The following is a 23,043-nucleotide window of genomic DNA, read 5'->3' as shown; positions in this document are numbered from 1 at the left end:
GATTCGTGCGGGCGTTACGGGGTCGGACCTCGGTAAACCACTGAACATAGTGCGGTAAGAGCCACACCAAGCGCCTCATACGGCCTTAAACAGCCATTTTTGGGCTAAAAATGGGCCGCCAAGGACTTTTACGGCCAACCTGACGGATGGTCCTGCGTAAGCCTTGCGATGGGCTTCCGGGGTTGTATCCTCGGGCGGTGTCCCCCACCGAGTGCTGCTTTCATGAACGCGTCTACCCAGCCCGACAACCCCGCGAACCCAAAATGCCCGAGCGGCGCCGACCAGGACGGTTTTGCCGCTTTCGAACGGGGCGACTACCAGGCGGCCCGGGAGATCTGGGAGGCCCGCGCGGAGGCCGGATGGGCCTGGGCGCAGCTGGGTATGGGCATCCTCTATGCCGAGGGACTGGGGGTGGAGGCGGACGCGGGGCGTGCGCGCGAGTACTGGTCACAGGCCGCGGAGCAGGGGCTGATCGATGCCAGCTTCAACATGGGCGTGATGGCCGAGAAGGCGGACCCGGCGGATACGGATACGGCGCGACACTGGTATGGCCGCGCGGCCGAGGCCGGGCACGTGGTGGCGCAGAACAATCTGGCAGTGCTGCTGCTGAACCGGGGCGGTGAAGCGGCCGCCAAAGAGGCGATCCAGTGGTGGAAACGCGCCGCGGAGCACGGCGACCCCGACGCCCTGAACAGTCTCGGCGTCGCGCACCAGCAAGGCAGCGGGTGCGCGCGCGACCGGGCTGCGGCAGCCGAGTACTACGCCCGGGCCGCCGAGGCGGGACACCGCGACGCGGCCTTCAACCTCGCCCTGGCCCTGGAACAGGGCGACGGCGTAGCAACGGACATGTCCAAGGCCGCCCACTGGTATCGGCAAGCCGCCGAGGCCGGTGACCCGGACGCCGCCGCCCGCCTGGGCAACCTCTGCCGCGACGGCAACGGCACGCAGGAAGACCTGACGGCGTCGGCCCACTGGTATCGCGCCGCGGCCGAAGCCGGCCATCCCCAGGCCCAGGCGAACCTGGGCGTCCTCCTGGAACGGGGGCTTGGGGTGGCTCAGGACGAGTCGGCCGCGGCCGCCTGGTACCTGGCCTCGGCGCGGCAGGGGCTGGCCCCGGCGCAGTACAACATGGGCATCGTGCTCGCCGAGGGCCGTGGCGTGGAGGCCGACCTGCCCGGCGCCTGGGTCTGGTTCGCGCGCGCCGCCGATCAGGGCCACAAGCCGGCCGCAGAGGCCCGCGACTACGTCCACCAGCAGCTCACCCCGGAGCAACGCCGCGAGGCCGAGGCGCGCAAGGCCGAGGGCTCGCGCTAGTCCACCAGCGCGGGCAGCCGAAGCGCAGCAAGCAGAGGCCGACCAGCTCGCCCCCTGCCCCGTCATGGCGAGGCCCCACAGGGGCCGTGGCCATCTCCAAACGCCGCCCCGGACGTCCGCCTCGATCAGCGCCCGGCCATCCCGTCAGCGATCGCCACGGCGTTGCACGCCTCGCGATGACGGTGCCGGCCTGTGAAGGGGACACCCGCCTTGACCCTATCCAGTCTTCAGCTCGCGGCCTTGTCCGGATGGGCCTGCCGGGCATCCAGGTCCGTGCCGGCAAAGAAGAGCCTGCGATAACGCCCCGGGGTCGTGCCCGTCAGCCGCCGGAACAGCTCACGGAAAAACGATACATCCTCGTATCCGACAGCAAAGCTGATCTCCTCGATGGACATCGTCGTAGTCTCGAGCAGGTGTTTGGCCCTTTCGATACGCAGGTTCTGCAGGTAATGCACCAGGGATACGCCGGTGGCCTGCTTGAAACGCCGCTTCAGGGTGCGTTCGGCAAGGCCCGATTCCTCGGTCAGCAAGCGGATCGCGGAGTGCTTGGCAAAATGCTGGCCCAGCCAGTCCTCGCACTGCCGCATTCGGGCGTCGGTATGGTCGGACTTCAGCACCAGCGGTGTGTACGGCCCCTGGCCTTCATCGTGCCACTTGAGCAGATACACCTTGGCGATGCGATTGGCCTCCACCGGGCCCAGATGGCGCGCGATGATATGCAAGGCCAGGTCGTGCCAGGACGTGGTACCCCCGGCGCTGACGATCCGCCCTGACGGCTCCGCCAGGACCAGATTGGGTTCGGGCAGGAATCGTACGTCCGGATAGTCGCGCCGGAACAAGTCCTGATAACCCCAGTGCGAGGTGGCGGCACACCCGGCCAAGAGGCCCGTTTCCGCCAGCATGATGGTTCCGGAGCAGGCCGAGTAGATGGATTTCCCGCCCTCGTAACAATCCCGAACCCAGCGCATCAGTTCCGGGTACCGACCATGGAAGGATTCGTCCGGGCCGAGCCATAGCTCGGGCAGGATCACGATGGAGGCCTCCGGCTGGTCGCGAATCGCGCAATGCGGCTGTACCGGAATGTCGTTTCCGCACAGAAAAGGCTTGCGTTCGCGGGCGACGATGCGCACCCGAAACCCGGCCTGGCTGACGGGCTCATGGCGAAGGCGTTGCCAGAGATTCCCGGCCGCCGACAGCACGTCCACCATGCCGTACAGCGCGGAACCAGCGGTTTCGGGGACGGCAACGATCAGCACCTCGACAGGCATGTCCGCGCGGCTCATCTGCGTCCTCCGGTGGCACGAACGCCACGCTTCTGGCTCGTCTGCCGCTTATGCGGTCGATTCCCCGGTTATAGCCTAAAGCTGCGTCACCATCCGATGGCGCGAAATGGTCCCTTCTTAAGCGGAGCACAGCCATGAACACGCAAAACACGATGAACGGCCTGAACGTGGATCAGATGACCACGACCGTGCAGGCCCTGCAGGACAACCGCGAGCTCGCGCAGTTCGAGTTCCGCGCCCGCAACACCTGGATCAGCGGAGGTGAGAACCGATCGACCATCAAGGACTTCTATGGCGGAGGTGCCGAAGACACCTCACGGAGTACCGGGTGGGAATTCACCAACGGCGAACCGCCGGTACTACTCGGCAACAACGAGGGCGCCAACCCGGTTGAATACCTGCTCCATGCACTGGCGGGATGCGTCACCACGACGACCGTGCTGCATGCCACCGCCCGGGGTATCCGTATCCGTTCGCTTTCGACTGAGCTGAAAGGAATGATCAATCTGGAAGGTCTCCTGGCGCTCAATGACGAGGTCCCTGCTGGCTACCAGGACATCACCATCCAGATGCAGATCGACGCGGACTGCAGCGAGGACGAACTGGACGACCTGCTCGGGTTTGCGCAGGAACATTCGCCGGTCTGCAACACGGTTTGCCGACCGGTACCCGTCCGGATCGAGCGGGTATCTCATGCCGGACGGTCGGCGGCCTGACGTCAGCGCCTGGGTGAACGCGCCCCTTGCAAGCGACCCGGTTGTGATACGACGGCGGCGCCCGCGGTACACGCCGCCGTCTGCTCGAAGGCAGAGGCTGGACCAGGGAGGGTCCAGCGCTAAAGCGAAGGCGCGAACGGGACACCCATCTTCATTCCCCACCGTTATTCGAGGCTGGCGCGATCCGCAGAATCAACGGGTCCAACCTTGCCTTTCGCTTGATGCCAACCCATTGAGGCCCTGGCCCCTGCTACAGTCCAGCACGGGCAGGGGCTTCGCCTGCAAGCAGGCTCCCACGGGCAGCCGGGGGGCAGACCTTGGCTCTTGTGCCCGCAACACGGGACGGGCAAAAGGCATGGCCCGACTCCTTCGGTACGGCCCCCTTCGGTGCGCGCGTACGGAACCACTGCCGCAGTAGCGAAGGGGCAACGTGGTAACCGCAACATCCGCTCCCCCGCCGCAAGATTGTGGAAGCGACCCCGACCGGGCCAAGCCAGAATCCTGGATAAAGGCCTCGCGCACGAATCTCTGTGGCGGGGTCCATGCCAGAGAAAAGGCTACGCCCGGCCGGCGGCCGCGCAAGCCATGGACCACCGGAGGTGCATCATGTACGACCACTCGATCCGGCCCACGGGAGCGCTTCGCCACCTGGCCACGACCGCCGCCGCACTTGCCCTGGCTATCCCCCTGGCGGGCATGGCGGCCGACGACGGCCAGGCCTTCATATGGGAGCCGGACGCCCCGGATCTTGAATGGAACCCCTGCCCGGCCTTCATGCCCGACGACTGCCGCCTGGCCATCCTCCAGGGCGACCCGGCCGAACCCAACGCCGATGTGTTCTTCCGGCTGCCCGGCAACAGCACCGCGCCCCACCACTGGCACACCAGCGCCGAACGCATGGTGCTGGTTCAGGGCGAGATGCAGGTGGACTACGACGACCAGGAACCGGTGGTGCTCCGGCCGGGGACCTACGCCTACGGCCCGCCACGCCTGGCGCACACCACCCACTGCATCTCGGACGAGGACTGCATCCTGTTCATCGCGTTCGAAGAACCGGTGGACGCACACGAGACACACGGTCACTGAAGGCAGCCGATCCCTTCTTTCCCTGGCACCCGGGCTTGACGCTCCGGGCTCGTCCCCACGGGCGGGCAGAATGGCAAGCCTTTGCGCAATGCGCCGGGTCTCGGCGCATTGCCGTCAGCGAGGCGAGTACGTGCCCTAATCGGCGTCTGCATTGCGGGGCCACTCGCGGAATCCCTCGCGGACGGAAAGGCAGCGGGTATACCCGAGATCCCGCAGGAGTTCGGCGGCGCGCAGGCTGCGGCGGCCGCTGTTGCACAGGCACAGCAGGATCTGGTCCTGGGTGACGTGGTAGCGATTGATCAGGGAGATGAAGTGCTGGAAATCCCGGTCATCCGGCTCGTCGGCATCCAGCAATTCCTGCTCTTCCTCCGACAGGCCCCGCCCCAGCAACTGTTTCAGGCGAAACAGGGGGACGGGGATGGCGCCTTCTACCTGCCCTTCCAGCTCCAGCTCGAAGGGCTGACGGATATCCAGCAGCACGGCCAGGCCGATATCCACCAGTTCCCGCGCCGAGTTCACGCTGATCTCCAGCTGCGGGGTGTTCGCATCATCTGCCATGAGCGCTCCTTTGCGTCGAGTCTTTCCCCGTGGCCAGGCATCCGGGCGCCGGGTTCTTGTCCGTAGGGCATCACGGTAGCCACTGGCCCCGCGCCAGACAATTGGCCAGCGGGCTGGTCAGGGAACCGCCACTCCAGGTGGCGGCGGGCCTGGAGCGATGCCACGGGTCTTCACCTTCGGCCAGCGAACTCCACGGTGCCACCCGCGCTGTTGGGGTCCTGTGCGGTACGTTACTTCGGGGGCAAGCACTACGGGCGCCGCGGCGTGCATCTACGGCGTCCCCTCCCACAGACAGAAAGATCCGAGTGGAGCGGTGCAGCCACGCCATTCAGGCACGATGGCGTCCCGTTTGCCCTTCCGGCGGCCCTGCGCAACCCGACAAGGCCTGATTTCGGGCACTATCGTCGGCACAGGCGGACGACAGGGAGGCGGGCGTGAGCGACGAACGAACCGGCGGGAGCGCGGGGGTACTGCCTCTGCAACGGCTGGCAGCATGGGGGCTGCGCGCATTCGCCTTCCTGACGGCTCTGGGCGGCTTGCTGGCATCAGTGGCCTTCTGGGTGCTGGCGCTGGAGACGCCAGAAGTGCCGTGGCCGACCCTTGCCCTGCTGTTGCTGCAGGGCCTCTTCGCCATTGCGATCGTGGCCTGGACCGTGCTGCTGTGGCGAAGGGGCCGGGCTCTGGGGGCGCTGGAAACACGGGACTACCCGGCCATTACCTGCGTGGTGGTCTGTACCCGGCTCATTGGCGAGGTGCTGGCCATCGGCTTCGTGCTGTCCTCGCTGGCGCTGGCGGTCATCTCCCTGGCGAGTGTCGAGCCCCTCGCGAGCAATGCCGTGGCGGCGCTGGACCTGGACAGCGAACTGATCGAACCAGCGAGCTGGACACTGGCCGTGCTACTGGCCATCCTCTGGCCCCTTGCCGGGCTGTTCGCGGCCGGGATGGCCCTGCTCGGGGCCTATCTCTTCGCGGATGCCATGACGGCGATGCTGGAGTATGTGCGCGACGTTCGGCGCATTCGCGAAACCCTCGCCTCCCGCAGCGCAAAGTAGCGCGCACCAGGCACCCGTGGACGCCCGACGGACGGGGGGACCCCACCCCGAACGGCCTCGGGACGGTTGATGTGCCTCAAGGTTTTCCGCGCCAGGCCGTTTAAAGTGCCACCAGCCGGATCCATCAGGCTCGCCCATTCGCGGCAACAAAAGGACTGCCCATGAATATCCGCTCGCTCTCCGTTCGATCCAAACTGGTCATCACCATCGTGGTGCCGGTGGCTGCCCTGTTGCTGCTCGCGGCCCTGGCCGCCCGTGGTACGGCCAATATCGAGGACGGCGTGCAGAACATCTATCACGACCGGGTCGTGCCCCTGCAGCAGCTGAAGACCATCGCGGACAACTACGCGGTACTGGTCATTGATGCGGTGAACAAGGCGGATGCCGGACGGATGACGGCCGAAGACGCGCTGGCCAACGTGCGCGAGGCGCGCGCGGAGATTGCCGAGATCTGGGACGCCTACCTGGCCACCACGTTGACGCCCCGCGAGCAGGAGCTCGCCGATGGAGCCCGCTCCCTGTTCCGCGCGGCCAATCAGGACCTGGACCGTCTGGAGGCGGCGCTAAGCGGGATGTCCGGCGATGTGCAGGGCGAACTCGATGCGTTCAACGGCCCGCTGTATGACAGCATCGACCCGATCAGCGACCAGATCACCGAGCTGGTCGACCTGCAGATCAACGTTGCCGGCGCCGAAGCGGAACGGGTGTCGGAGTTCTACACCCAGGTCCTGGTGCGCAGCGGTGCCCTGATGCTGCTCGTCCTGATCGGGGTTGTGATCACCGGGGTATGGACGTACCGCTCCGTGGCGCTCCCGATCGCACACATGCGCGAGACCCTCGGCCAGATCGCCGAAAACCACGATCTGTCGCGCCGGGTAAAGGTCAGCGGCAACGACGAGATCGGTGCGACCGCGAATGCGCTGAACGGCATGCTCGACCAGTTCCAGGACTCCATCCGCGAGCTGCGCACCCTCACGGACCAGATGGCCTCGGCCGCCGAACAGCTGTCGGCTGTAAGCGCCCAGACCGACGGCAACATCGACCAGCAGCGCTCGCAGACCGAACAGGTCTCGACCGCGATGAACGAGATGGCGGCAACGGTGCAGGAGGTCGCGCGCAATGCCTCCGATGCCGCCTCCTCCAGCCAGGAAGCCGACCAGGAATCCCGCGCCGGTGGCGAAGTCGTGCGCACGGTGGTCAGCGACATCGGGCGCCTGTCGGGCGAGGTCGCCACCATCGAGGAGACCGTGCGCAAACTGGACGAGAAAGGCCAGCAGATCGGCACCGTGCTGGACGTGATCCGCGGGATCGCCGAGCAGACCAACCTGCTCGCCCTGAACGCGGCGATCGAGGCCGCCCGCGCCGGCGAACAGGGCCGTGGCTTTGCCGTGGTGGCGGACGAGGTGCGCACCCTCGCCTCGCGCACCCAGGACTCCACCGCCGATATCCAGGCGATGATCGAGGCGCTGCAGGCAGGCACCCGCGACGCCGTCACCGCGATGGGCCGCGGGCGCGAGATGGCCGAGGCCACCAGCAACGACGCCGAACGCGCCGGCCAGGCGCTGGAATCCATTGTCCAGGCCGTCGGCCGGATCAGCGACATGACCACGCAGATCGCCAGCGCGGCGGAAGAGCAGAACGCGGTGGCCGAGGAGATCAACCGCAACATCTACGCGATCAACGACATCACCGGCGATACCGCCAATGGCTCCCGCCAGACCGCGACCGCCAGCCAGGAGGTCGCCGACATCGCCTCGCGGGTACGCGACCTGGCCTCCACCTACCGCATCGGCTGAGCCCGACATAAAGGCTGCCAGAAACTGCCGGGACCGGCCCCAACCCGGCCGACCCCGGCGGCTTTCGCTCGTGGAGAGTGGTTCGACTCCCTTGGCAGAACGACATCATCACGGGTACGGGTCTTGCTCGCAGGCGGGGCCGCGCGGGTACGTCGATTCGTGTTTGCGGGAGAGGGATCGCATGAGGCTGTGGTCGAAATGGAAAAAAGGCGGGGCGTTGCTGGCCGATGTCCTGCAGCGCCAAGGGATCGATCCGAAGGCGGCCGCGGCGCGGGAGGGCTTCAAGCAGATTCTGGATGAGGCCGAGGCCGCGGCGGACGCGCGCCTCGAGCGCGAGCAACAGGACACTGGGACACTGTCACGGGATGAACGCAACACCCGGTGGGAGGCACTGTTCTTCGAGGAGATCCGGACCCGGGCCAGAGCGTACGCCGCGGAGGCCAAAGGCCGCTGAGCGGCGCGCGCCAATGCGCCGAACGCCGAGTCAGGCGTCCTTGCGGAACACGCACCAGTTGAACGGCTGCTCGGTCTCCCCCGGGGTCACGTGCACCTCCCGCTGCGACTGGACCCCCACAAACTCCGGGCCAAACGCGTCCTGGAGCGTATCCGGTGAGTGGCGCTGGACCGGCAGGCCGGAACACGTTTCCGGGCCGTCGGGCGCGAAAGTGCCGATCACCACATGCCCACCCGGGCACAGGGCATGCCGCATCTGCCGCACGTACCGGGCGCGCGCATCCGCGTCGATCAGAAAGTGGAAGACCGCCCGGTCGTGCCACACATCGAACCCGGCCTCCGGGAACGCGTGCTCCAGCACGTCCGCTTCCTGCCAGACGACGGTCCCGGCGTTCGCGCCGACTCGCTCCCGTGCCCTCGCCAGGGCCGCCGCGGACCAATCGAGCACCGTCAGGTTGCAATACCCGTCCTCCAGCAGCTCGTCCACCAGGACCGAGGCACCGCCCCCGACATCCACAATAGCCGCATCGTGATCCGGCGCAATGGCCTCGATCAGTGCCCGCGATGTCCGCGCTTCGGCCTGATACCAGCCCACCGCGTCGGTGGCGCGGGTCTGATAGACATGTTCCCAATGCGGTTTGGCGCTCATGCAGGCTCCCTTTGAAGGCGTATCTCGATGGCCGCCGCAGCTTACCAGCCGCGGGCGCTGCCGCGTGCTACCCTGCGCGCCGTTACCCCGTCTCGCGGCCTCTCCCCATGAAACCCTTCCGCCTGATCAGCATCCTCGAGGGCCTGTCGCTCATCACCCTCCTGTTCGTCGCCATGCCGCTTCGCACCTACGCGGACATGCCCCTGGCCGTAACCTATGTCGGTTGGGTGCACGGCATCCTGTTCATCCTCTATGGCACGGCCTCGCTGATCGCCAGCCACCTAAGCGGCTGGCCGGTGTGGAAGTGGCTGCTGGTGCTGTTTCTCGGTGTGGTCCCCTTCGGCTTCCTCTACGTCGATCACCTGATCCGCCGCGAAACCACCATGTCGCGCGCCACCGCGGTCACCTGACGTCCGGCCACGCGCCCCCCGAAAGGCTCCGCAAAAGTGGTTTAATCCGTACCCACGCCACCGCTAGCAGGCCCGCCATGATTGCCGTGATCTTTGAAGTCGAGCCCCACGCCGAACGCAAGCAGGACTACCTGGATGCGGCCGCGAGCCTGCGCGAACATCTGAAGGATGTCGACGGATTCATCTCCATCGAGCGTTTTGAAAGTCTCAGCCAGCCGGGCAAAGTGCTGTCGCTGTCCTTCTGGCGGGACGAGGCCGCCGTGCGGGAATGGCGCAACCTCGAGGAACACCGCCAGGTACAGGCCGCCGGGCGCGGTGGCATCTTTGCCGACTACCGCCTGCGCGTGGCCGAGGTGGTCCGCGACTACGGGATGCACGAGCGCGCCCAGGCGCCGGACGACTCGCGCCGCACACACGGAAACTGACGCTCCCCGCCCTGCTCTTCGCGCAACGGCCCCGCGCTGGACTATAGCTTCAGGGCTACCCACTGAATGGAGACGGGGCATGGGCATCGTGAACGAGTTCAAGCAGTTTGTGGCGCGCGGTAACGTCGTGGATATGGCCGTCGGCGTGATCATCGGGCTGGCGTTTGGTCAGATTGTGTCGTCGCTGGTATCGGACGTGGTGATGCCGCCGATCGGGCTGCTGATCGGAGGGGTCGATTTCTCCGACCTGATGATCGTGCTGCGCGAGGCGGAGAACGGGGTGGCGGCGGTCACGATCAATTACGGTACGTTTATCAAGCGCGTGGTGGACTTCCTGATCATTGCCGCCGTGGTGTTTGCCGCGATCAAGATGATTGCCCGCCTCCAGCGCAAGGAGGAGGCCAAGCCTGCGGAACCCCCGGCCCCCAGCAACGAGGAAAAGCTGCTGGCCGAGATCCGCGACCTCCTAAAGACGCGCCGGGAGAGCTGAGGGGCGCCCCCGGAACCGGCGCGACCCGACACACCGTCCTAGCAAGGGAATACAAACCGGAGACGAGTTTGGACAACGCCATTGAAGTGGAAGGCCTGGTTCGCGCCTTTGGCGCCACCCGGGCCGTGGATGGGGTGGACCTTCGGGTACCCTCCGGGCAGGTCCTGGGCCTGCTCGGCCCGAACGGGGCCGGCAAGACCACCGTGGTGCGCATGCTGGCCACGCTGCTCGCCCCGACGGCCGGTATGGCCCGTGTAGGCGGCCTGGATGTGGTCCGCGAAGCCGCGCGGGTACGCGAAATCATCGGCCTGACGGGCCAGTACGCCTCGGTGGACGAGAAGCTGACCGGGCGCGAGAATCTGATTCTGATCGGTCGCCTGCTGGGGCTGAAACGCCGCTACGCCCGGGCACGCGCCGATGCGTTGCTGAGGGATTTCGACCTGCGCGAGGCCGCTCAGCGCCCCGCGCAGACCTACTCCGGGGGCATGCGGCGCCGGCTGGACCTGGCCGCCAGCCTGGTCGGGCGCCCGCGCATCCTGTTTCTCGACGAACCCTCCACCGGCCTCGACCCACGGGCCCGCCGCGACCTGTGGGAGCGCGTGCGGCAACTGCAGGCCGGCGGCACCACCGTACTGCTGACCACCCAGTACCTGGAGGAGGCTGACGCCCTGGCCGATGCCATCGTGGTGCTGGATCAGGGCCATGTGATCGCCGAGGGCACAGCGGCGGAACTGAAGGCACGGGTCGGAGGCCGCACATTGTTCCTGGTGGTGGCCCGCACCGAACAGGCCGTTGCGGCCGGCAACCGGGTGGCCGGGATCGTGGGCACGCAGCCCCAGGTGGACGGCGATTCCATCAGCGTTCCGGTGTCCGACCCGTCCCTGCTGCCCGCGGTGCTGCGTGACCTGGACAGCGCCGGGATCGAAGTCGCGGAACTGGGGCTGCGCGGGGCCAGCCTGGACGATGTCTTCCTGTCCCTAACCGGGCGCAGCGGCGCCAGCCGCGCAGAGCCAGGAGAGGAGGAGGACGCCGCATGAACGCCCTCGACCAGACCCTCGCACTGGCCTGGCGCAGCCTGGTACAGGTGCGCCGCAACCCGTGGGAACTGGGCGATTACAGCATCCAGCCGATCCTGTTCCTGGTGCTGTTCCTGTTCGTGTTCGGCGGGGCCATTGCCGGCTCGCCGGAGAACTACCTGGCGTTCGTGCTGCCGGGCGTGATCGTGATGAACATGCTGTTCGTCACGGTGTACGTTGGCCACGGCCTGAACACCGACCTGACCCGCGGCGTGTTCGACCGCTTCCGCGCCCTGCCCATCCCGCGCTGGGCCCCGCTGGCCGGACGCATCCTGGCGGACGTGGTGAAGCAGCTCCTGTGCATCGCCCTGCTGCTGTTCGTCGGCTTTCTGCTGGGCTTTCGTCTGGAGACATCCTGGGTCCATCTGCTGGCAATGGTGGCGCTGGTGCTGACGTTCGCGGTGGCCTTTTCCTGGGTGATGGTGCTGGTGGGCGTGATCGCGCGCGACCCGGAGCATGTGCAGCTTTTCGGCTTCACCGCGCTGTTCCCGGTCACCTTCGTCAGCTCCGCCTTCGTGCCGGTGGACACAATGCCGACCTGGTTGCAGGGCTTTGTGCGGGCCAACCCGGTCTCGCTGCTGGCAGATGCCGCCCGCGCCCTGATGAATGCCGACGGACCGGCCCTGGAGCCGGCCCTGTGGTCGCTGGCCTGGGCGCTCGGCATCGCCCTGGTCTTCGCGCCGTTGTCGGTCTACGCACTCAACCGCCGGCTGGCGCGCGGCTGAGCCTTTGCCGGGGCCCTAACACAAAAAAGGCCGCCGCTTTGCGCGACGGCCCGGCAGGCCCCGTATCAGGCGATTCCGCGGTCAGTAGACCGGTACCAGCGCGTAGCCCTGGTTCTGATAGCCCATCACTGCGATAAAGCCGCTGCGTACTGGCTGGATCGGGTCCAGTACCGTGTCGTTATCGACCCCGTAGGCGCGGGTCGCGGCCGCACAGACTTCCATTTTCACGCCCAGCTCGTCGAGCCGGTCCACCGCCTTCGCGATCTCCTCGAGGGTGTCGCCGTGGTCGATGGCGATCTCCGGCTCGGGGTCGGTGGTGATGAACTTCACCGCCTCGGCGATGAAGACCATGCGCAGGTCCGGCTCCACGCCCTCCTTGATCAGATTCTCGTGGTTGGTGGCGATGCCGCGCAGGTAGGCCAGCATCACGTTGGGATCGGACTTGCGCATGTCGTACACCGCCCGCATCGTCTCGATGCCCTGGGTCGCCTCGCGGTTGTCCAGGCCCTCGGCGCTCGCCGTGGAGGCCAGGCCGAACGGAAGCAGCAGGGCGAGCAACAGGATCAGCATTCGATTTCGCATGGGTAATCTCCTTGGGTGATAAAGGTCCGGTTGTTCGGGTCCCGGACTCGGTGTCCGAATCAAGCGGACTCAGTAGATCGGAATGACTGCGTAGCCCTGGGCCTGATAGCCGGTCAGGGAGACGAAGGTGTTGCGCACCGGCTCGATGCCGGGCAGCAGATCGCCGTGCTCGACGCCGAACAGGCGGGTGGCCACGGAACAGGATTCCATGCGCACGCCCTTCTCCCTGAGCGCGGCGATGTGGTCTTCGATCGTGTCCAGGTGGTCGAATTCGGTCAGCTCGAAGCGATCGCGATCCTCGCTGACCATGGTCACCGCCCGGCCGCGAAAGGCGAGGATCATGTCCGGCTCCACACCCTGATCGGTCAGGTCTTCATGCGTCTCGCGGATCACCATCAGGTACAGGGCGAGCATCTCCGGGTCGGTGTTGTTGAGGTCGAACACGACCCGGCCCTGCTCGACGCCCTCCAGGGCAAGCGCATCGGTGGGGGCGTCGGCGTGGACACTCAGGGTGGTCAGGGACAGGGCCAGCAGCAGGAACAGGGATGCAACGATCTTCATGGGGGGCTCTCCTTCGTGGTGGAAGCGGGGTTACGGGTTGTCCGCGGGGGTCATGACAATGGCGCGCCAGGCGGCCTCCTGCGTCTCGGCCAGGTAGTGCGCCAGCGGTTGCTCCAGGACACCGTCGAGGTGCAGGTGCAACAGGCGGATCGCGCCGCCGAACGCGGCGGTGGCGGCCACGGGTACCTCCATCGGGCGAACTTCGCCGTTCTGAATGCCCTGCTCGATGCACTCGCGCATGCGCTGGAACGGCTGCGAGGAACACACGGGCGGCTCATCCGGCAGGAACTCGCGGTGGCGCGCCTCGAGCACGAAACGCATCGTCTGCGGGGCCTCGGCGGCGGCCCGGAACATGAACGCGATGATCCCGTCGCAGCGCGCGCGGCAATCGCTCTCGCGCTCCATCACCTCGGCCAGGCCGGCATCCATGCGTTGCAGCAGTTCGTCGTACAGCGCCTTGGCCAGCGCCTCCTTGTTGCCGAAGTGGTGATAGATCGAGCCGATGGAGACCCCGGCCTGGCGACGGATGTCATGGATGGAGGTATTGAAATAGCCATCCCGGCTGAACCGCTCGAGCGCGGTATCCAGTACCAGTTTGCGCAGCGCGGCGCCGCGCACGGATTGCCCAGGGTTTTCTGTCATGGCCCAAAACCGAACCGAACGTTCGTTCTAATTTAGCGCGAAGATACGGGAAATGCCATACGCGACCCGGCACTGGCTTCTCGCCAGGACCCATTTGCCGCACAACCGACCTTCACGTACGCGGTGTACTTCCCGCGGTGTACTTCCCAGGGAAATGCCGATCAACGTACACCCTCGCCCTTACAAGAGCCCGGGCTTCCGGCCGATTGCGGTTGTGCAAGCGCCGCATCGGCCAGGGGGCTGGCCTCCTACAAACGCTGGCTCCAGACCCGTAGGAGCCGAGCCCTCTCGGCGATTGAGGCCTTGCCAGCGCCCTGTCGGCAGGGGCTGGCTTCCCACAGGCGAGGGACCCGGACGCTCCGCATTGGGATTCAGAAGTCCTCGAACTCCATGGCGCGGAACACGCGGCCGGCGTTCTGGCGATGCAGCTCGCCGTAGGTGTCCAGGTGGCGGTAGGCGGTCTGGTCGATGTTGTAGGCATCGTTCAGCGTGCCGCCCTCGTCGAGGATGCGCTGGACCTCCTCGCGCAGGTACACGAGATAATCGTGGGTGTAGCGGCGCAGCACGTCGAAGTCGTTCACCGGCTCGCCGTGCCCGGGGATGATGTACTCGGCCTCCAAGGCCTCCAGTTCGTGCCAGGTCTCGATCCACCCGGCGGTATCGGTGTACTCGAAGATCGGCAGCATGCGCTGATGGAAGGCCAGGTCCCCGGTAATCAGGGCCTTGCGCTCGGGCGCCCAGATCGCGATATCACCCGGCGCGTGGCCCGGCCCGAGATAGCGGATCTGGATGATCTCGCCGCCCAACTCCAGGTCCAGGCGCGTGGCGAAGGTGACATCCGGCGTCCCCAGCTCGGTCATGAACGCCTTGTCGCGGGTGCGGTTCGCGGCCCCCTCCAGGCTGGCCTGGCCATTCGCCTCGATCTCGCGCCAGGCGTCCTGGTGCGCGATGACCGTGGCGCCCTGCTCCTGCCAGTAGGTCATGCCCAGCATCGCGTGACCCTGGGCATTCTCGAGCACCACATACTTCACCGGCTGATCGGTGATCTTCCTGATCTCCTGATGCAGCGACTGGGCCAGCAGGTAGTTGTCGCTGGCATTCATCACCACCACGCCGTCATCCGTGATAATGAATGACAGGTTGTTGTTGTGGCCGGAGTTCTCGTAGGTGGAGGGCTGGGTTGCGCCAATCGCGGACCACACACCTTCGGTTACCTCCTGCGGGCGGTCGTAGAGGAACGAGTCGCGCGCCTTGTCCAGTACATACAGCGGCAGACCCGCGTCTTTCCACTCGAAGAAACCGCCGGGGTAGTTCTGCACGTTGGTGTAGCCCATCTGCTGCAGGGTCTGCGCGGCGGCCACGCTGCGCAGGTTCTGGCCGCAGTAGACGACGATCGGCGTGTCCTTGTCCGGGATCTCGCCGGGCACCTCGAACTCGATCCAGCCCCGCGGGATGTTCAGCGTCTCGCTGGAGCGGATCTGCCCGCCGGTGTGGTCGATCTCGTTGCGGGTACGCACGTCGATCACCACATGATCCGGCTCGTTGGCGATCAGCGCCTGCAACCCTTCCTTGTCGATATTGCGGATCTCGGCGTTCGCCGCCTCCAGCAGCGCATCGCCCGTCAGTTCGTCGGCCTGCACGGCGTTGGTGCCCAACGCGGCAAGGGCCAGCCCCAGCCAGATCGCTCGCATGGTGATTCTCCGGTTTGACTCCATCCCCCCACCATAGTCCCCCACAACGGCGGCGGCCAGGCGGGTGGCTTGAGACCGTTCCTGCAGCGTCTATATTCAGGGTGAAGGCACACGGCCCAATGACGGCCGAAGGAGCCCCTGATGAGCACTCATATGGCGGATGTCACCATCCACATCGATGAAAACACCGATCACGCGGCCCGCGAACGCATCCAGGACACCCTGCGCGGCCTGCCCGGCGTGATGGCCGCCTCCAGTCATGACGAACGGCCGCACCTGATGGTGGTGGAATACGACCCCGAGCGGGTGTCCAGCCGCAAGCTGCTGGACACCGTGACCGCTTCCGGCGTACACGCGGAACTGATCGGCCTGTAGGGGTCTTCTGACAGAACCGACTCACACGGGCAGCCCCGCCCGTGTGGGCCCGCGTGCTCGCCATCCGACAAGCGAGACAACCCGCCATTGGTCTGCCACCATTCGGCCAATGGGGGAATGGGACGAAATCCAGCGTGAGGACGCGCCTGCCGCGGCCGGCAGCACACGGCGAGGCGCACTCTTGTCGCAGTCGAATCGCTGGCTGGCACTCCTGGGCCTCGGCCTGGTGCTGGCCATGGCCTATGTCGCGCTGCCCTATGGCCTGCTTGCCAGCAGCCTGTACGTACTCATTACCGCAGGCGCCGCGGCGGTTACCACCATCGCCATCCTGCGTCCGCCACGCCCCTTCGCCACGACCGCCTGGGCCCTGATCGCCATCGCCCTGGCGCTGGCGGCCATCGGCCACGGCATCTGGTACTGGCTGGACCTGCAGGGCCTGGAACCCTTCCCGTCGGTCGCAGACATCTTTTACCTGTCCGTGTACCCGCTTTTTGCCGTAGCCCTCTGGCAACTGGGAGGCCGCACCGCACGCGACGACGGCGCCCTGGTGGATGCCCTGATCGTAGGCATCTCGGCCGCGGTACTCGGCTGGGCCCTGCTGATCGCCCCGTACACCGACGACCCCGATCTGACCCGCCTGCAATTGCTGGTGTCTGCCGGATATCCGGTCGCGGACCTGCTCCTGCTGCCGCTCGTCCTGCGCCTGGTGTTCCTGCACCGGACCGGCATCACGAGCCACAGCTTCCTGCTGCTGGGCATGCTGGCCTACCTGGCCGCCGATCTGCTGTACGCGCACGGCAACTCCACCGGGTGGTACAGCCCGGGCGGGCTGACGGATGCCATCTGGCTCCTTTCCTACTCCCTGATCGTCGCGGCCGTCTGGCACCCGTCCGGAAGGGTGGAGCCACAGACACACGCCACCCACGCCGAACTCTCCGGGCGTCGCCTCCTGGTCCTGGGGGCGGCATCGATCCTGGTACCCATGGTGATCCTGGTGACCGCCGGGAGCGAAACCGAAGTGATCCGCATCGCGGCCATCGCCTCCATTCTCCTGTTCCTGCTGGTGATGTACCGCATGGCCGGACTGCTCCGCGAAACCCACACCCTGACCCGGCGACTGGAACGCCTGTCGCGCAGCGATCCCCTGACCGGGGCCGGCAATCGCCGCCATCTGGAAGAACAGCTGGACCGCGAAATCGCCAGGGCTGAACGCAACGAGGGGCCGCTCAGCCTGGCCTTCCTGGATGTCGACCATTTCAAGCGGTACAACGACACCCATGGCCATGCCGCCGGCGATGCCCTGCTCCGCGATATGGTGCAGGCCTGGCGCGCCATCCTGCGCCCCACCGATCTGCTGGCACGCTTCGGCGGCGAGGAGTTCGTCGTCGTGTTCCCCGACGTTGATGCCGAGGACGCCCGCGGCGTGCTGGAACGCCTGCGCAGCGCGATGCCTCACGGCCAGACCTGCTCGGCCGGCATTGCCCGCTTCCGCCCGGGTGACTCCATGGACTCGTTGCTGGGGCGAGCCGATCAGGCCCTCTATGCCGCCAAGAACAGCGGTCGCAACCGGGTCATAATCGCCAGCACTCGCGCCCTGCCGGACTCCGGGAGCACCACAACCCGTCAAGGAAACACTGATTCATGACCGCATCCACCCTTGCCTCGCTGCGCGCTGCGATCGGCCCCGGCCTGCTGATGGCCGGGGCGGCCGTCGGGGTCTCACACCTGGTCCAGGCCACCCGCGGCGGTGCCGAATACGGGCTGCTGCTGATCCCGATCGTGCTGCTGGCCTGCCTGTTCAAGTACCCCTTCCTGGAGTTCGGTCCGCGCTATGCGGCGGCCACCGGGCATAACCTGCTCACTGGCTACCACCGCCTCGGCAACTGGGCCCTGGGGCTCTACATCGCCGTGACCCTGGGCACCCTGTTCATCATCCAGGCCGTGGTGACCCTGACCACCGCGGGCCTGTTCGCGCTGGTGTTCGGGCTGGACCTGTCCATGGTCGTGCTCTCCGCCCTGATCCTGGCGGCCTGCATCGTCTTCCTGATGGTCGAGGCCTACAAGGGCCTGGATCTGGGCATGAAGATCATCATGGCCGCCCTCAGCGTGTCGACCGTGGTCGCGGTGGCCCTGGCCTTCCAGGAGGCCCCGGACTGGCAGACCCTCTCCGGCGCGCCGGAGTGGTCGAGCCTGTGGACCCTGGCCGGCTTCGCCTTCGTGCTGGCCCTGCTCGGCTGGATGCCGATCCCGCTGGACGTCGCGGCCTGGCACTCGGTCTGGACCCAGGAACGCGCCCGCCTGACCGGCCACCACCCGAGCGTGCGCGAGGCCGTGTTCGATTTCCGCCTGGGCTACCTCGGGGCCACCCTGCTGGCGCTCGCGTTTATGCTGCTGGGGGCGTTGCTGATGTACGGCACGGGTATCGGCTTTGCACCGGGGGCGGCCGCGTTCTCGGCCCAACTGGTGGATCTCTATGCCCAGAGCCTGGGCGAGTGGAGCCGGACGCTCATCGCCATCGCGGCACTGACGACCATGTTCTCCACAACGCTGGCCGTGACCGACGCCTACCCCCGGGTGATCATGGCCATCATCCGCGCCCTGCGGGAGAACGGCCACTCGATGCAGGACATGGAGGCCCCCGCCAGGGCCGAGCGCGGACTGGACTGGTGGGGCTATCGCGTCGCCCTTCTGGTCGTCGCGGCCGGGGCGCTGACCCTGATCTGGCTCGCCGGGGACCAGTTCACGCGCTTTGTCGATATCGCGACCACGCTGTCGTTCCTGTCGGCGCCGATCCTCGCCTGGCTGACCTTCCGCGCGGTGATGTCGCCCGACGTGCCGGACGCCGCGAAGCCGGGCCCCGGCCTGCGCGCCCTGGCGTGGGCCGGGATCGTGTTCCTGGCGGGGTTCTCGATCGCCTGGCTGGTCTGGCGCTTCGTGCTCTGACCGGTCTCAGGAGGATGATTCGCCGGCGCGCACGCAAAAGCGGGCCAGAATCGACACATCATGCCGGGCCTGTCCGGCCTCCAGCGCGGCATCCACGGCCTGCCGAACCGGCTTCAGGCCCTCCGTCGCCAGCCCGAGGTCGCGGCTCAGGTCGGCGATGATGCCCAGATCCTTGTGATACAAGCCGATCTGAAAACCCGGCTCGAAGTCGCCGTCCAGCAGCCGCTGCCCGTGCACCTCCAGGATGCGCGAACTGGCAAAGCCCCCCATTAGCGCCTCGCGCACCCGCGCCGGGTCGACGCCGGACTGCTCGGCCAGGGCGAAGGCCTCGCCCACCGCCACCAGGGTCTCGCCCACCACCAATTGATTGCAGGCCTTGGCGATCTGGCCCGCCCCGCTTTCGCCGACGTGGGTCAGGGTCGACCCCACCACGTCGAAGATCGGCCGCAGCGACTCGACCACCGCGGCCGGTCCGCCTACCATCAGGCTCAGCGTCCCGGTCCGGGCGCCCGGCTCGCCACCGGACACCGGGGCGTCCACGAAGGTCACCTCGCGCTCGGCAGCCGCGCGGGCAATGGCACGGGTACGCATCGGGTCGATGGTGCTGTGGTCGATCACGATCAGGCCGGGACGGGCGTGCTCCAGGATGCCATCCGGGCCCAGCATCAGCGCCTCCACGTCCGGCGTATCGGAGACATTCAGCACCAGCACCCGCACGCCGCGAACCAGCTCCGGGAGGCTCGCGCACGGCTGCGCGCCATCCTGCGCGAGTGCTTCCGCCGTCTCCGGCCGTCGCGCCCAGACCTGGACATCGGCCCCGGCGGCGAGGAGGTTGCGGTTCATGGGTGCCCCCATGATACCGATGCCAATGGCCCCGATCGGCTGCAGTTCGGGCGGGATCTGGGATGCGGACATACGGCACTCCGAAAACGGTACCCATGCACTGTAACAACCCCGCTGCAAAAGCGGCACATGGAGGGTGAACCGGATCATGCAACGCGAACACCTGACCGGCTCGCTACTCGCCTTTACCGGCGTGATGGCGCTCAGCTTCGACGGACTGCTGGTGCGGCTGGCCGACACCCAGGGCATGGACATCGTCTTCTGGCGCGGGCTGCTGATGGCCCTGGCGCTGACCCTGCTGCTGCGCATCCTCGACGGCCGCTGGGCCTGGACTCACCTGCGGCTGGGCGGGCGTGATGCCGGCTGGGTCGCGGCCGGGTTCGCGGCGACCACCATCCTGTTTGTGCTCGCTATCCTGCACACCACGGTCGCCAATGTGGTGGTCATCCTGGCCGCCTCGCCACTGTTCGCGGCCGCGTTTTCGGGTCTGCTGCTGAAGGAGTGGGTCCCCCCGCGGACCTGGATCGCCATGCTGATCTGTCTCGGCGGGATCATCGGCGTATTTGCCGGGTCGCTGGAGGGCGGTGGCTGGCTGGGTGACGGCCTCGCCCTGTTGGCGGCGCTGGTGGTGGGCATCAACCTGACCCTGCTGCGCCGCTCGCCCCGGGTAGACCGACTGGCCGTGATCGCGGCCGGCGGATTCATGGCCGCGGTCATCGCCTGGCCCCTGGCAACGCCCCTCGCGGTCGGGCTCGACAGCCTTGCGATCCTCGCCATCATGGGCCTGATCCAGCTTCCGCTGGCACTGACCCTGATCGCCCTGTCGACCCGCTTCCTGGCCGCCGGGGAGGTGGCCCTGTTCCTGGTGCTGGAAGCAGTATTCGGCACCCTCTGGGTCTGGCTGTTCCTGGCCGAGGCCCCCGGCATGCTCACATTGTTCGCTGGTGGCCTGGTACTGCTCACCCTGGCCGCGCACGCCACAAGGAGCGCACGAACCACCACTCCCTAATATTCTGATTTCCTACTTATGATCAAACGCTTATTGTCCATTCGAGCGGAATAATCACACAGGGTTCCCGTCCTACCCTGTAACCGGATACCGCAGGCACGGATGCCCGTCACCGGATCCGGTCGCTGCTAGCAGCGCGACATATGCCCCGGGCATATCGAAATCAAACACACGGGAACCAATGCAGGAGTTCGACCATGAAAAAGCGCTTCCTTCTTTCGCTGGCCATGGCGGCCGCTTTCGTCCTTCCGGGCGCTGTGTCCGCCAGTGATTTCGACTACGGCCACCACAAGGTCGTCTATCACGTGAACTATGACAACGAAAACCGCCAGACCGGCATGCTGCGCAACATCCAGAATCACATCAACGCCGTCGGCGCCGACAACATGGACATCAAGGTCGTGATGCACGGCAATGGCCTGTCGCTTCTGGCTCACGCGCTGGAGAACGAGAACCTGAAGGGTTCGATCGACAACCTGAAGATGCAGAACGTCGACTTCCAGGTCTGCGCGAACACCGTTCGCGGCCGTGGCTATGACATCGAAAACGACCTTTACGATGCCACCGAGGCCGACATCATCCCGAGCGGCGTGGCCCATATCTCCTACCTGCAGCAGCAGGGCTACACCTACAGCAAGCCGTAAACCACCCCTTCCTCCTTTGGTGGTCTTTTTGGGCCCGGGATTTCCCGGGCCCTTTTCTTTTTATCGTGCCTCCCGGCGGGAATAGACGCATACGCAACGCGTCTTATAGATAACTGCCGATCGCCTTCCCCGAGAAGTCCCCGATCGCAGCGCGCCAACCCCGGCGCAAGGCCCCGAGGCGTACTGCAAACCCGCCCGGGTTCGTTATTGTGTCAGGAGGAACCTGTGCAATGAACGCAATGAAACTGATCCTTCCCGTCCTGCTCGCAATGGTACTGAGCCTCCCCGGTCTGGTCGCCGCGAGCGATTTCGACTACGGCACCCACAAGGTCGTCTACCACGTGAATTATGACGACGAGCGGCGCTACATGGGTGCCATGGGCAATATCCAGAATCACATCAACGCCGTCGGCGCCGAGAACATGGAGATCAAGGTCGTGATGCACGGCGACGGTCTCGGCCTGCTGCGCACCGCCAACACCAACGAGAACCTGCGTGGTCGCATCGAAAACCTGAAGATGCAGAACGTGGAGTTCCAGATCTGCGCGAACACCCTGCGCGGACGCAATATCGCCCTGGAGGAGCTGTTCGATGCCTCCGAGGACGACGTGATCCCCAGCGGCGTGGCCCACATCTCCTGGCTGCAGCACCAGGGCTACACCTACAGCAAGCCGTAACCGCGACGCGCCATCCATCCCCAGGGAGGCCCGGATCTCGCGATCCGGGCCTTTTTCATGGCACCGGATCGGGACATTGGGGGCACTGCCACGAACCGGTATGGTATGCACTCGCCATCCGCCCCGGGTCCTGCCGTGTCCGCCATCTCCATCCAGCAACTGTACAAGGCATACGACGGCCTGGCGGTCGTCGACGGCGTGGACCTCGAAATCGCGCCGGGCGAGTTCTTCGGCCTGCTGGGGCCCAACGGGGCCGGCAAGACCACCACCCTGCGCATGCTGCTGGGCATGACCCCGATCGACGGCGGACAGGTCGAGGTCCTCGGCCTGCCGATGCCCGAGGGCGAGCGCGCGGTCCGGGAACGCCTGGGCATCGTGCCCCAGTTCGACACCCTCGACCCCGACTTCACGGTGATCGAGAACATGCGCACCTACGCCGCCTACTTCGGCCTGTCCGGGCCGACGGTGGAGGCGCGCATCGACCGGCTGCTGGAGCAGGTCAACCTGAACGACAAGCGCGGCGCCCGTATCGATGCCCTGTCCGGGGGCATGAAGCGGCGTCTGACCCTGGCGCGCGCCCTGATCAACGAGCCGGAGGTCGTCGTCCTGGACGAACCCACCACCGGCCTCGACCCGCAGGCGCGCCACCACCTGTGGCGGCAACTGCGTCAGTTGCGCGCATCCGGTGTGACCCTGGTACTCACCACGCACTACATGGAAGAGGCCGAGGAACTGTGCGACCGCATCGCGATCATTGACCACGGCCGAATCATTGCCTGCGATGCCCCCAGCCGCCTGATTGCCGAGCACATCGAGCCCTGGGTGCTGACCGTGGGCGGCGCCGACGCGGGCCAGCTGCTGGAGCGCGAACTGGGCCCGAAGGATCGCGCCCACCAGGTCGCCGACACCTGGCTGGTCTACACCGCGGAGCCCGAGCGGCTGCGCGAACGCCTGCGCGCCCTGGGTCGCGAGTCCACCCTGCGTGAGGCGGATCTGGAAGACGTCTTCCTGAAACTCACCGGCCACGAGCTGAGGGACTGAGC

Annotated in this window: 26 protein-coding genes; 18 read left to right on the top strand and 8 right to left on the bottom strand. The window is 66.6% G+C overall.

The window, feature by feature from the left end; translation table 11 throughout:
- The first annotated feature begins 222 nt into the window (after nucleotides 1–222).
- The gene (locus F572_RS0105310; RefSeq protein WP_017941177.1) at nucleotides 223–1,314 is read left to right on the top strand and encodes an SEL1-like repeat protein; all 1,092 of its coding nucleotides are present in this window, start codon (nucleotides 223–225) and stop codon (nucleotides 1,312–1,314) included.
- Nucleotides 1,315–1,541: 227 nt separating this feature from the next.
- On the opposite strand, the gene F572_RS0105305 is transcribed toward F572_RS0105310, so the two are convergent.
- Entirely contained in the window at nucleotides 1,542–2,597 is a 1,056-nt protein-coding gene (locus F572_RS0105305; protein ID WP_017941178.1) for a GlxA family transcriptional regulator, read from the bottom strand.
- Nucleotides 2,598–2,731: 134 nt separating this feature from the next.
- On the opposite strand from F572_RS0105305, the gene F572_RS0105300 reads away from it, so the two are divergent.
- Together F572_RS0105300 and F572_RS0105295 are read left to right on the top strand one after the other, a co-directional pair.
- Nucleotides 2,732–3,313 carry an OsmC family protein gene (locus F572_RS0105300; protein WP_017941179.1) on the top strand — a complete coding sequence of 194 codons (582 nt, stop codon included), beginning with the start codon at nucleotides 2,732–2,734 and terminating at the stop codon, nucleotides 3,311–3,313.
- Between the two features lie 606 nt (nucleotides 3,314–3,919).
- A complete protein-coding gene (locus tag F572_RS0105295) occupies nucleotides 3,920–4,399 on the top strand; it encodes a cupin domain-containing protein (RefSeq protein WP_017941180.1) in 480 nt (159 codons plus the stop codon).
- A gap of 135 nt (nucleotides 4,400–4,534) precedes the next feature.
- Here F572_RS0105295 and F572_RS0105290 read toward each other — a convergent pair whose 3' ends face one another.
- A complete protein-coding gene (locus tag F572_RS0105290) occupies nucleotides 4,535–4,957 on the bottom strand; it encodes a rhodanese-like domain-containing protein (protein WP_017941181.1) in 423 nt (140 codons plus the stop codon).
- Between the two features lie 434 nt (nucleotides 4,958–5,391).
- Here F572_RS0105290 and F572_RS0105285 point away from each other — a divergent pair, with 434 nt between their 5' ends.
- From F572_RS0105285 to F572_RS0105275, 3 genes are all read left to right on the top strand, one after another.
- Entirely contained in the window at nucleotides 5,392–6,009 is a 618-nt protein-coding gene (locus F572_RS0105285; protein ID WP_017941182.1) for a hypothetical protein, read from the top strand.
- A gap of 161 nt (nucleotides 6,010–6,170) precedes the next feature.
- Nucleotides 6,171–7,805, top strand: a complete 1,635-nt coding sequence (locus F572_RS0105280) for a methyl-accepting chemotaxis protein (RefSeq protein WP_017941183.1) — start codon at nucleotides 6,171–6,173, stop codon at nucleotides 7,803–7,805.
- Nucleotides 7,806–7,986: 181 nt separating this feature from the next.
- On the top strand, nucleotides 7,987–8,259 hold the full coding sequence (locus F572_RS0105275) for a hypothetical protein (protein WP_026142927.1): 273 nt from the start codon (nucleotides 7,987–7,989) through the stop codon (nucleotides 8,257–8,259).
- A gap of 30 nt (nucleotides 8,260–8,289) precedes the next feature.
- Here the strand turns inward: F572_RS0105275 and F572_RS0105270 are convergent, their stop codons facing one another.
- Complete coding sequence (locus F572_RS0105270) at nucleotides 8,290–8,907, bottom strand: class I SAM-dependent methyltransferase (RefSeq protein WP_017941185.1); 618 nt, start codon at nucleotides 8,905–8,907, stop codon at nucleotides 8,290–8,292.
- A 107-nt stretch (nucleotides 8,908–9,014) separates the two neighbouring features.
- On the opposite strand from F572_RS0105270, the gene F572_RS0105265 reads away from it, so the two are divergent.
- The 5 genes from F572_RS0105265 to F572_RS0105245 all read left to right on the top strand — a co-directional run bounded on the left by F572_RS0105265 (nucleotide 9,015) and on the right by F572_RS0105245 (nucleotide 12,033).
- Nucleotides 9,015–9,317, top strand: a complete 303-nt coding sequence (locus F572_RS0105265) for a DUF3817 domain-containing protein (protein WP_017941186.1) — start codon at nucleotides 9,015–9,017, stop codon at nucleotides 9,315–9,317.
- 77 nt (nucleotides 9,318–9,394) lie between these two features.
- On the top strand, nucleotides 9,395–9,742 hold the full coding sequence (locus tag F572_RS0105260; protein WP_017941187.1) for an antibiotic biosynthesis monooxygenase: 348 nt from the start codon (nucleotides 9,395–9,397) through the stop codon (nucleotides 9,740–9,742).
- Between the two features lie 79 nt (nucleotides 9,743–9,821).
- On the top strand, nucleotides 9,822–10,232 hold the full coding sequence (gene mscL, locus F572_RS0105255; protein ID WP_017941188.1) for a large-conductance mechanosensitive channel protein MscL: 411 nt from the start codon (nucleotides 9,822–9,824) through the stop codon (nucleotides 10,230–10,232).
- A gap of 68 nt (nucleotides 10,233–10,300) precedes the next feature.
- On the top strand, nucleotides 10,301–11,269 hold the full coding sequence (locus tag F572_RS0105250) for a daunorubicin resistance protein DrrA family ABC transporter ATP-binding protein (protein WP_017941189.1): 969 nt from the start codon (nucleotides 10,301–10,303) through the stop codon (nucleotides 11,267–11,269).
- Nucleotides 11,266–12,033, top strand: coding sequence for an ABC transporter permease (locus F572_RS0105245; RefSeq protein ID WP_017941190.1), 768 nt, complete (start codon nucleotides 11,266–11,268; stop codon nucleotides 12,031–12,033). The genes F572_RS0105250 and F572_RS0105245 overlap by 4 nt, the downstream gene beginning before the upstream one ends.
- Before the next feature lie 81 nt (nucleotides 12,034–12,114).
- Here the strand turns inward: F572_RS0105245 and F572_RS0105240 are convergent, their stop codons facing one another.
- The 4 genes from F572_RS0105240 to F572_RS0105225 all read right to left on the bottom strand — a co-directional run bounded on the left by F572_RS0105240 (nucleotide 12,115) and on the right by F572_RS0105225 (nucleotide 15,509).
- Nucleotides 12,115–12,615, bottom strand: coding sequence for a DsrE family protein (locus tag F572_RS0105240; RefSeq protein WP_026142928.1), 501 nt, complete (start codon nucleotides 12,613–12,615; stop codon nucleotides 12,115–12,117).
- A 69-nt stretch (nucleotides 12,616–12,684) separates the two neighbouring features.
- Nucleotides 12,685–13,176 carry a DsrE family protein gene (locus F572_RS0105235; RefSeq protein WP_017941192.1) on the bottom strand — a complete coding sequence of 164 codons (492 nt, stop codon included), beginning with the start codon at nucleotides 13,174–13,176 and terminating at the stop codon, nucleotides 12,685–12,687.
- Nucleotides 13,177–13,206: 30 nt separating this feature from the next.
- Nucleotides 13,207–13,818, bottom strand: a complete 612-nt coding sequence (locus F572_RS0105230) for a TetR/AcrR family transcriptional regulator (RefSeq protein ID WP_017941193.1) — start codon at nucleotides 13,816–13,818, stop codon at nucleotides 13,207–13,209.
- A 371-nt stretch (nucleotides 13,819–14,189) separates the two neighbouring features.
- Nucleotides 14,190–15,509, bottom strand: coding sequence for a rhodanese-like domain-containing protein (locus F572_RS0105225; RefSeq protein WP_017941194.1), 1,320 nt, complete (start codon nucleotides 15,507–15,509; stop codon nucleotides 14,190–14,192).
- A 141-nt stretch (nucleotides 15,510–15,650) separates the two neighbouring features.
- Here F572_RS0105225 and F572_RS0105220 point away from each other — a divergent pair, with 141 nt between their 5' ends.
- The 3 genes from F572_RS0105220 (at nucleotide 15,651) to F572_RS0105210 (ending at nucleotide 18,827) form a co-directional block, all read left to right on the top strand.
- Nucleotides 15,651–15,884: an ATP-binding protein gene (locus tag F572_RS0105220; protein ID WP_026142929.1), complete on the top strand. Its 234-nt coding sequence runs from the start codon at nucleotides 15,651–15,653 to the stop codon at nucleotides 15,882–15,884.
- 109 nt (nucleotides 15,885–15,993) lie between these two features.
- The gene (locus F572_RS0105215) at nucleotides 15,994–17,529 is read left to right on the top strand and encodes a GGDEF domain-containing protein (protein ID WP_017941196.1); all 1,536 of its coding nucleotides are present in this window, start codon (nucleotides 15,994–15,996) and stop codon (nucleotides 17,527–17,529) included.
- A complete protein-coding gene (locus F572_RS0105210) occupies nucleotides 17,526–18,827 on the top strand; it encodes an NRAMP family divalent metal transporter (RefSeq protein WP_017941197.1) in 1,302 nt (433 codons plus the stop codon). Before F572_RS0105215 ends, F572_RS0105210 begins: the two co-directional genes overlap by 4 nt.
- A gap of 6 nt (nucleotides 18,828–18,833) precedes the next feature.
- On the opposite strand, the gene F572_RS0105205 is transcribed toward F572_RS0105210, so the two are convergent.
- Nucleotides 18,834–19,742 carry an NAD(P)-dependent oxidoreductase gene (locus F572_RS0105205; protein ID WP_017941198.1) on the bottom strand — a complete coding sequence of 303 codons (909 nt, stop codon included), beginning with the start codon at nucleotides 19,740–19,742 and terminating at the stop codon, nucleotides 18,834–18,836.
- Nucleotides 19,743–19,818: 76 nt separating this feature from the next.
- Here F572_RS0105205 and F572_RS0105200 point away from each other — a divergent pair, with 76 nt between their 5' ends.
- The 4 genes from F572_RS0105200 (at nucleotide 19,819) to F572_RS0105185 (ending at nucleotide 23,041) form a co-directional block, all read left to right on the top strand.
- A complete protein-coding gene (locus F572_RS0105200; protein ID WP_017941199.1) occupies nucleotides 19,819–20,679 on the top strand; it encodes a DMT family transporter in 861 nt (286 codons plus the stop codon).
- 197 nt (nucleotides 20,680–20,876) lie between these two features.
- Nucleotides 20,877–21,323 (top strand): DsrE family protein, encoded by a 447-nt coding sequence (locus F572_RS0105195; RefSeq protein ID WP_017941200.1) that lies wholly within the window; start codon nucleotides 20,877–20,879, stop codon nucleotides 21,321–21,323.
- A 230-nt stretch (nucleotides 21,324–21,553) separates the two neighbouring features.
- Nucleotides 21,554–22,000, top strand: coding sequence for a DsrE family protein (locus F572_RS0105190; RefSeq protein WP_017941201.1), 447 nt, complete (start codon nucleotides 21,554–21,556; stop codon nucleotides 21,998–22,000).
- 135 nt (nucleotides 22,001–22,135) lie between these two features.
- Nucleotides 22,136–23,041, top strand: coding sequence for an ABC transporter ATP-binding protein (locus F572_RS0105185; protein WP_026142930.1), 906 nt, complete (start codon nucleotides 22,136–22,138; stop codon nucleotides 23,039–23,041).
- The last annotated feature ends 2 nt before the right edge of the window (nucleotides 23,042–23,043 follow it).

It is taken from the genome of Thioalkalivibrio sp. ALE14, from assembly GCF_000376845.1.
Lineage (GTDB): Bacteria > Pseudomonadota > Gammaproteobacteria > Ectothiorhodospirales > Ectothiorhodospiraceae > Thioalkalivibrio.
Note: the sequence above shows the minus strand (reverse complement) of the source record. Positions and strands in the feature narration are given on the sequence as shown.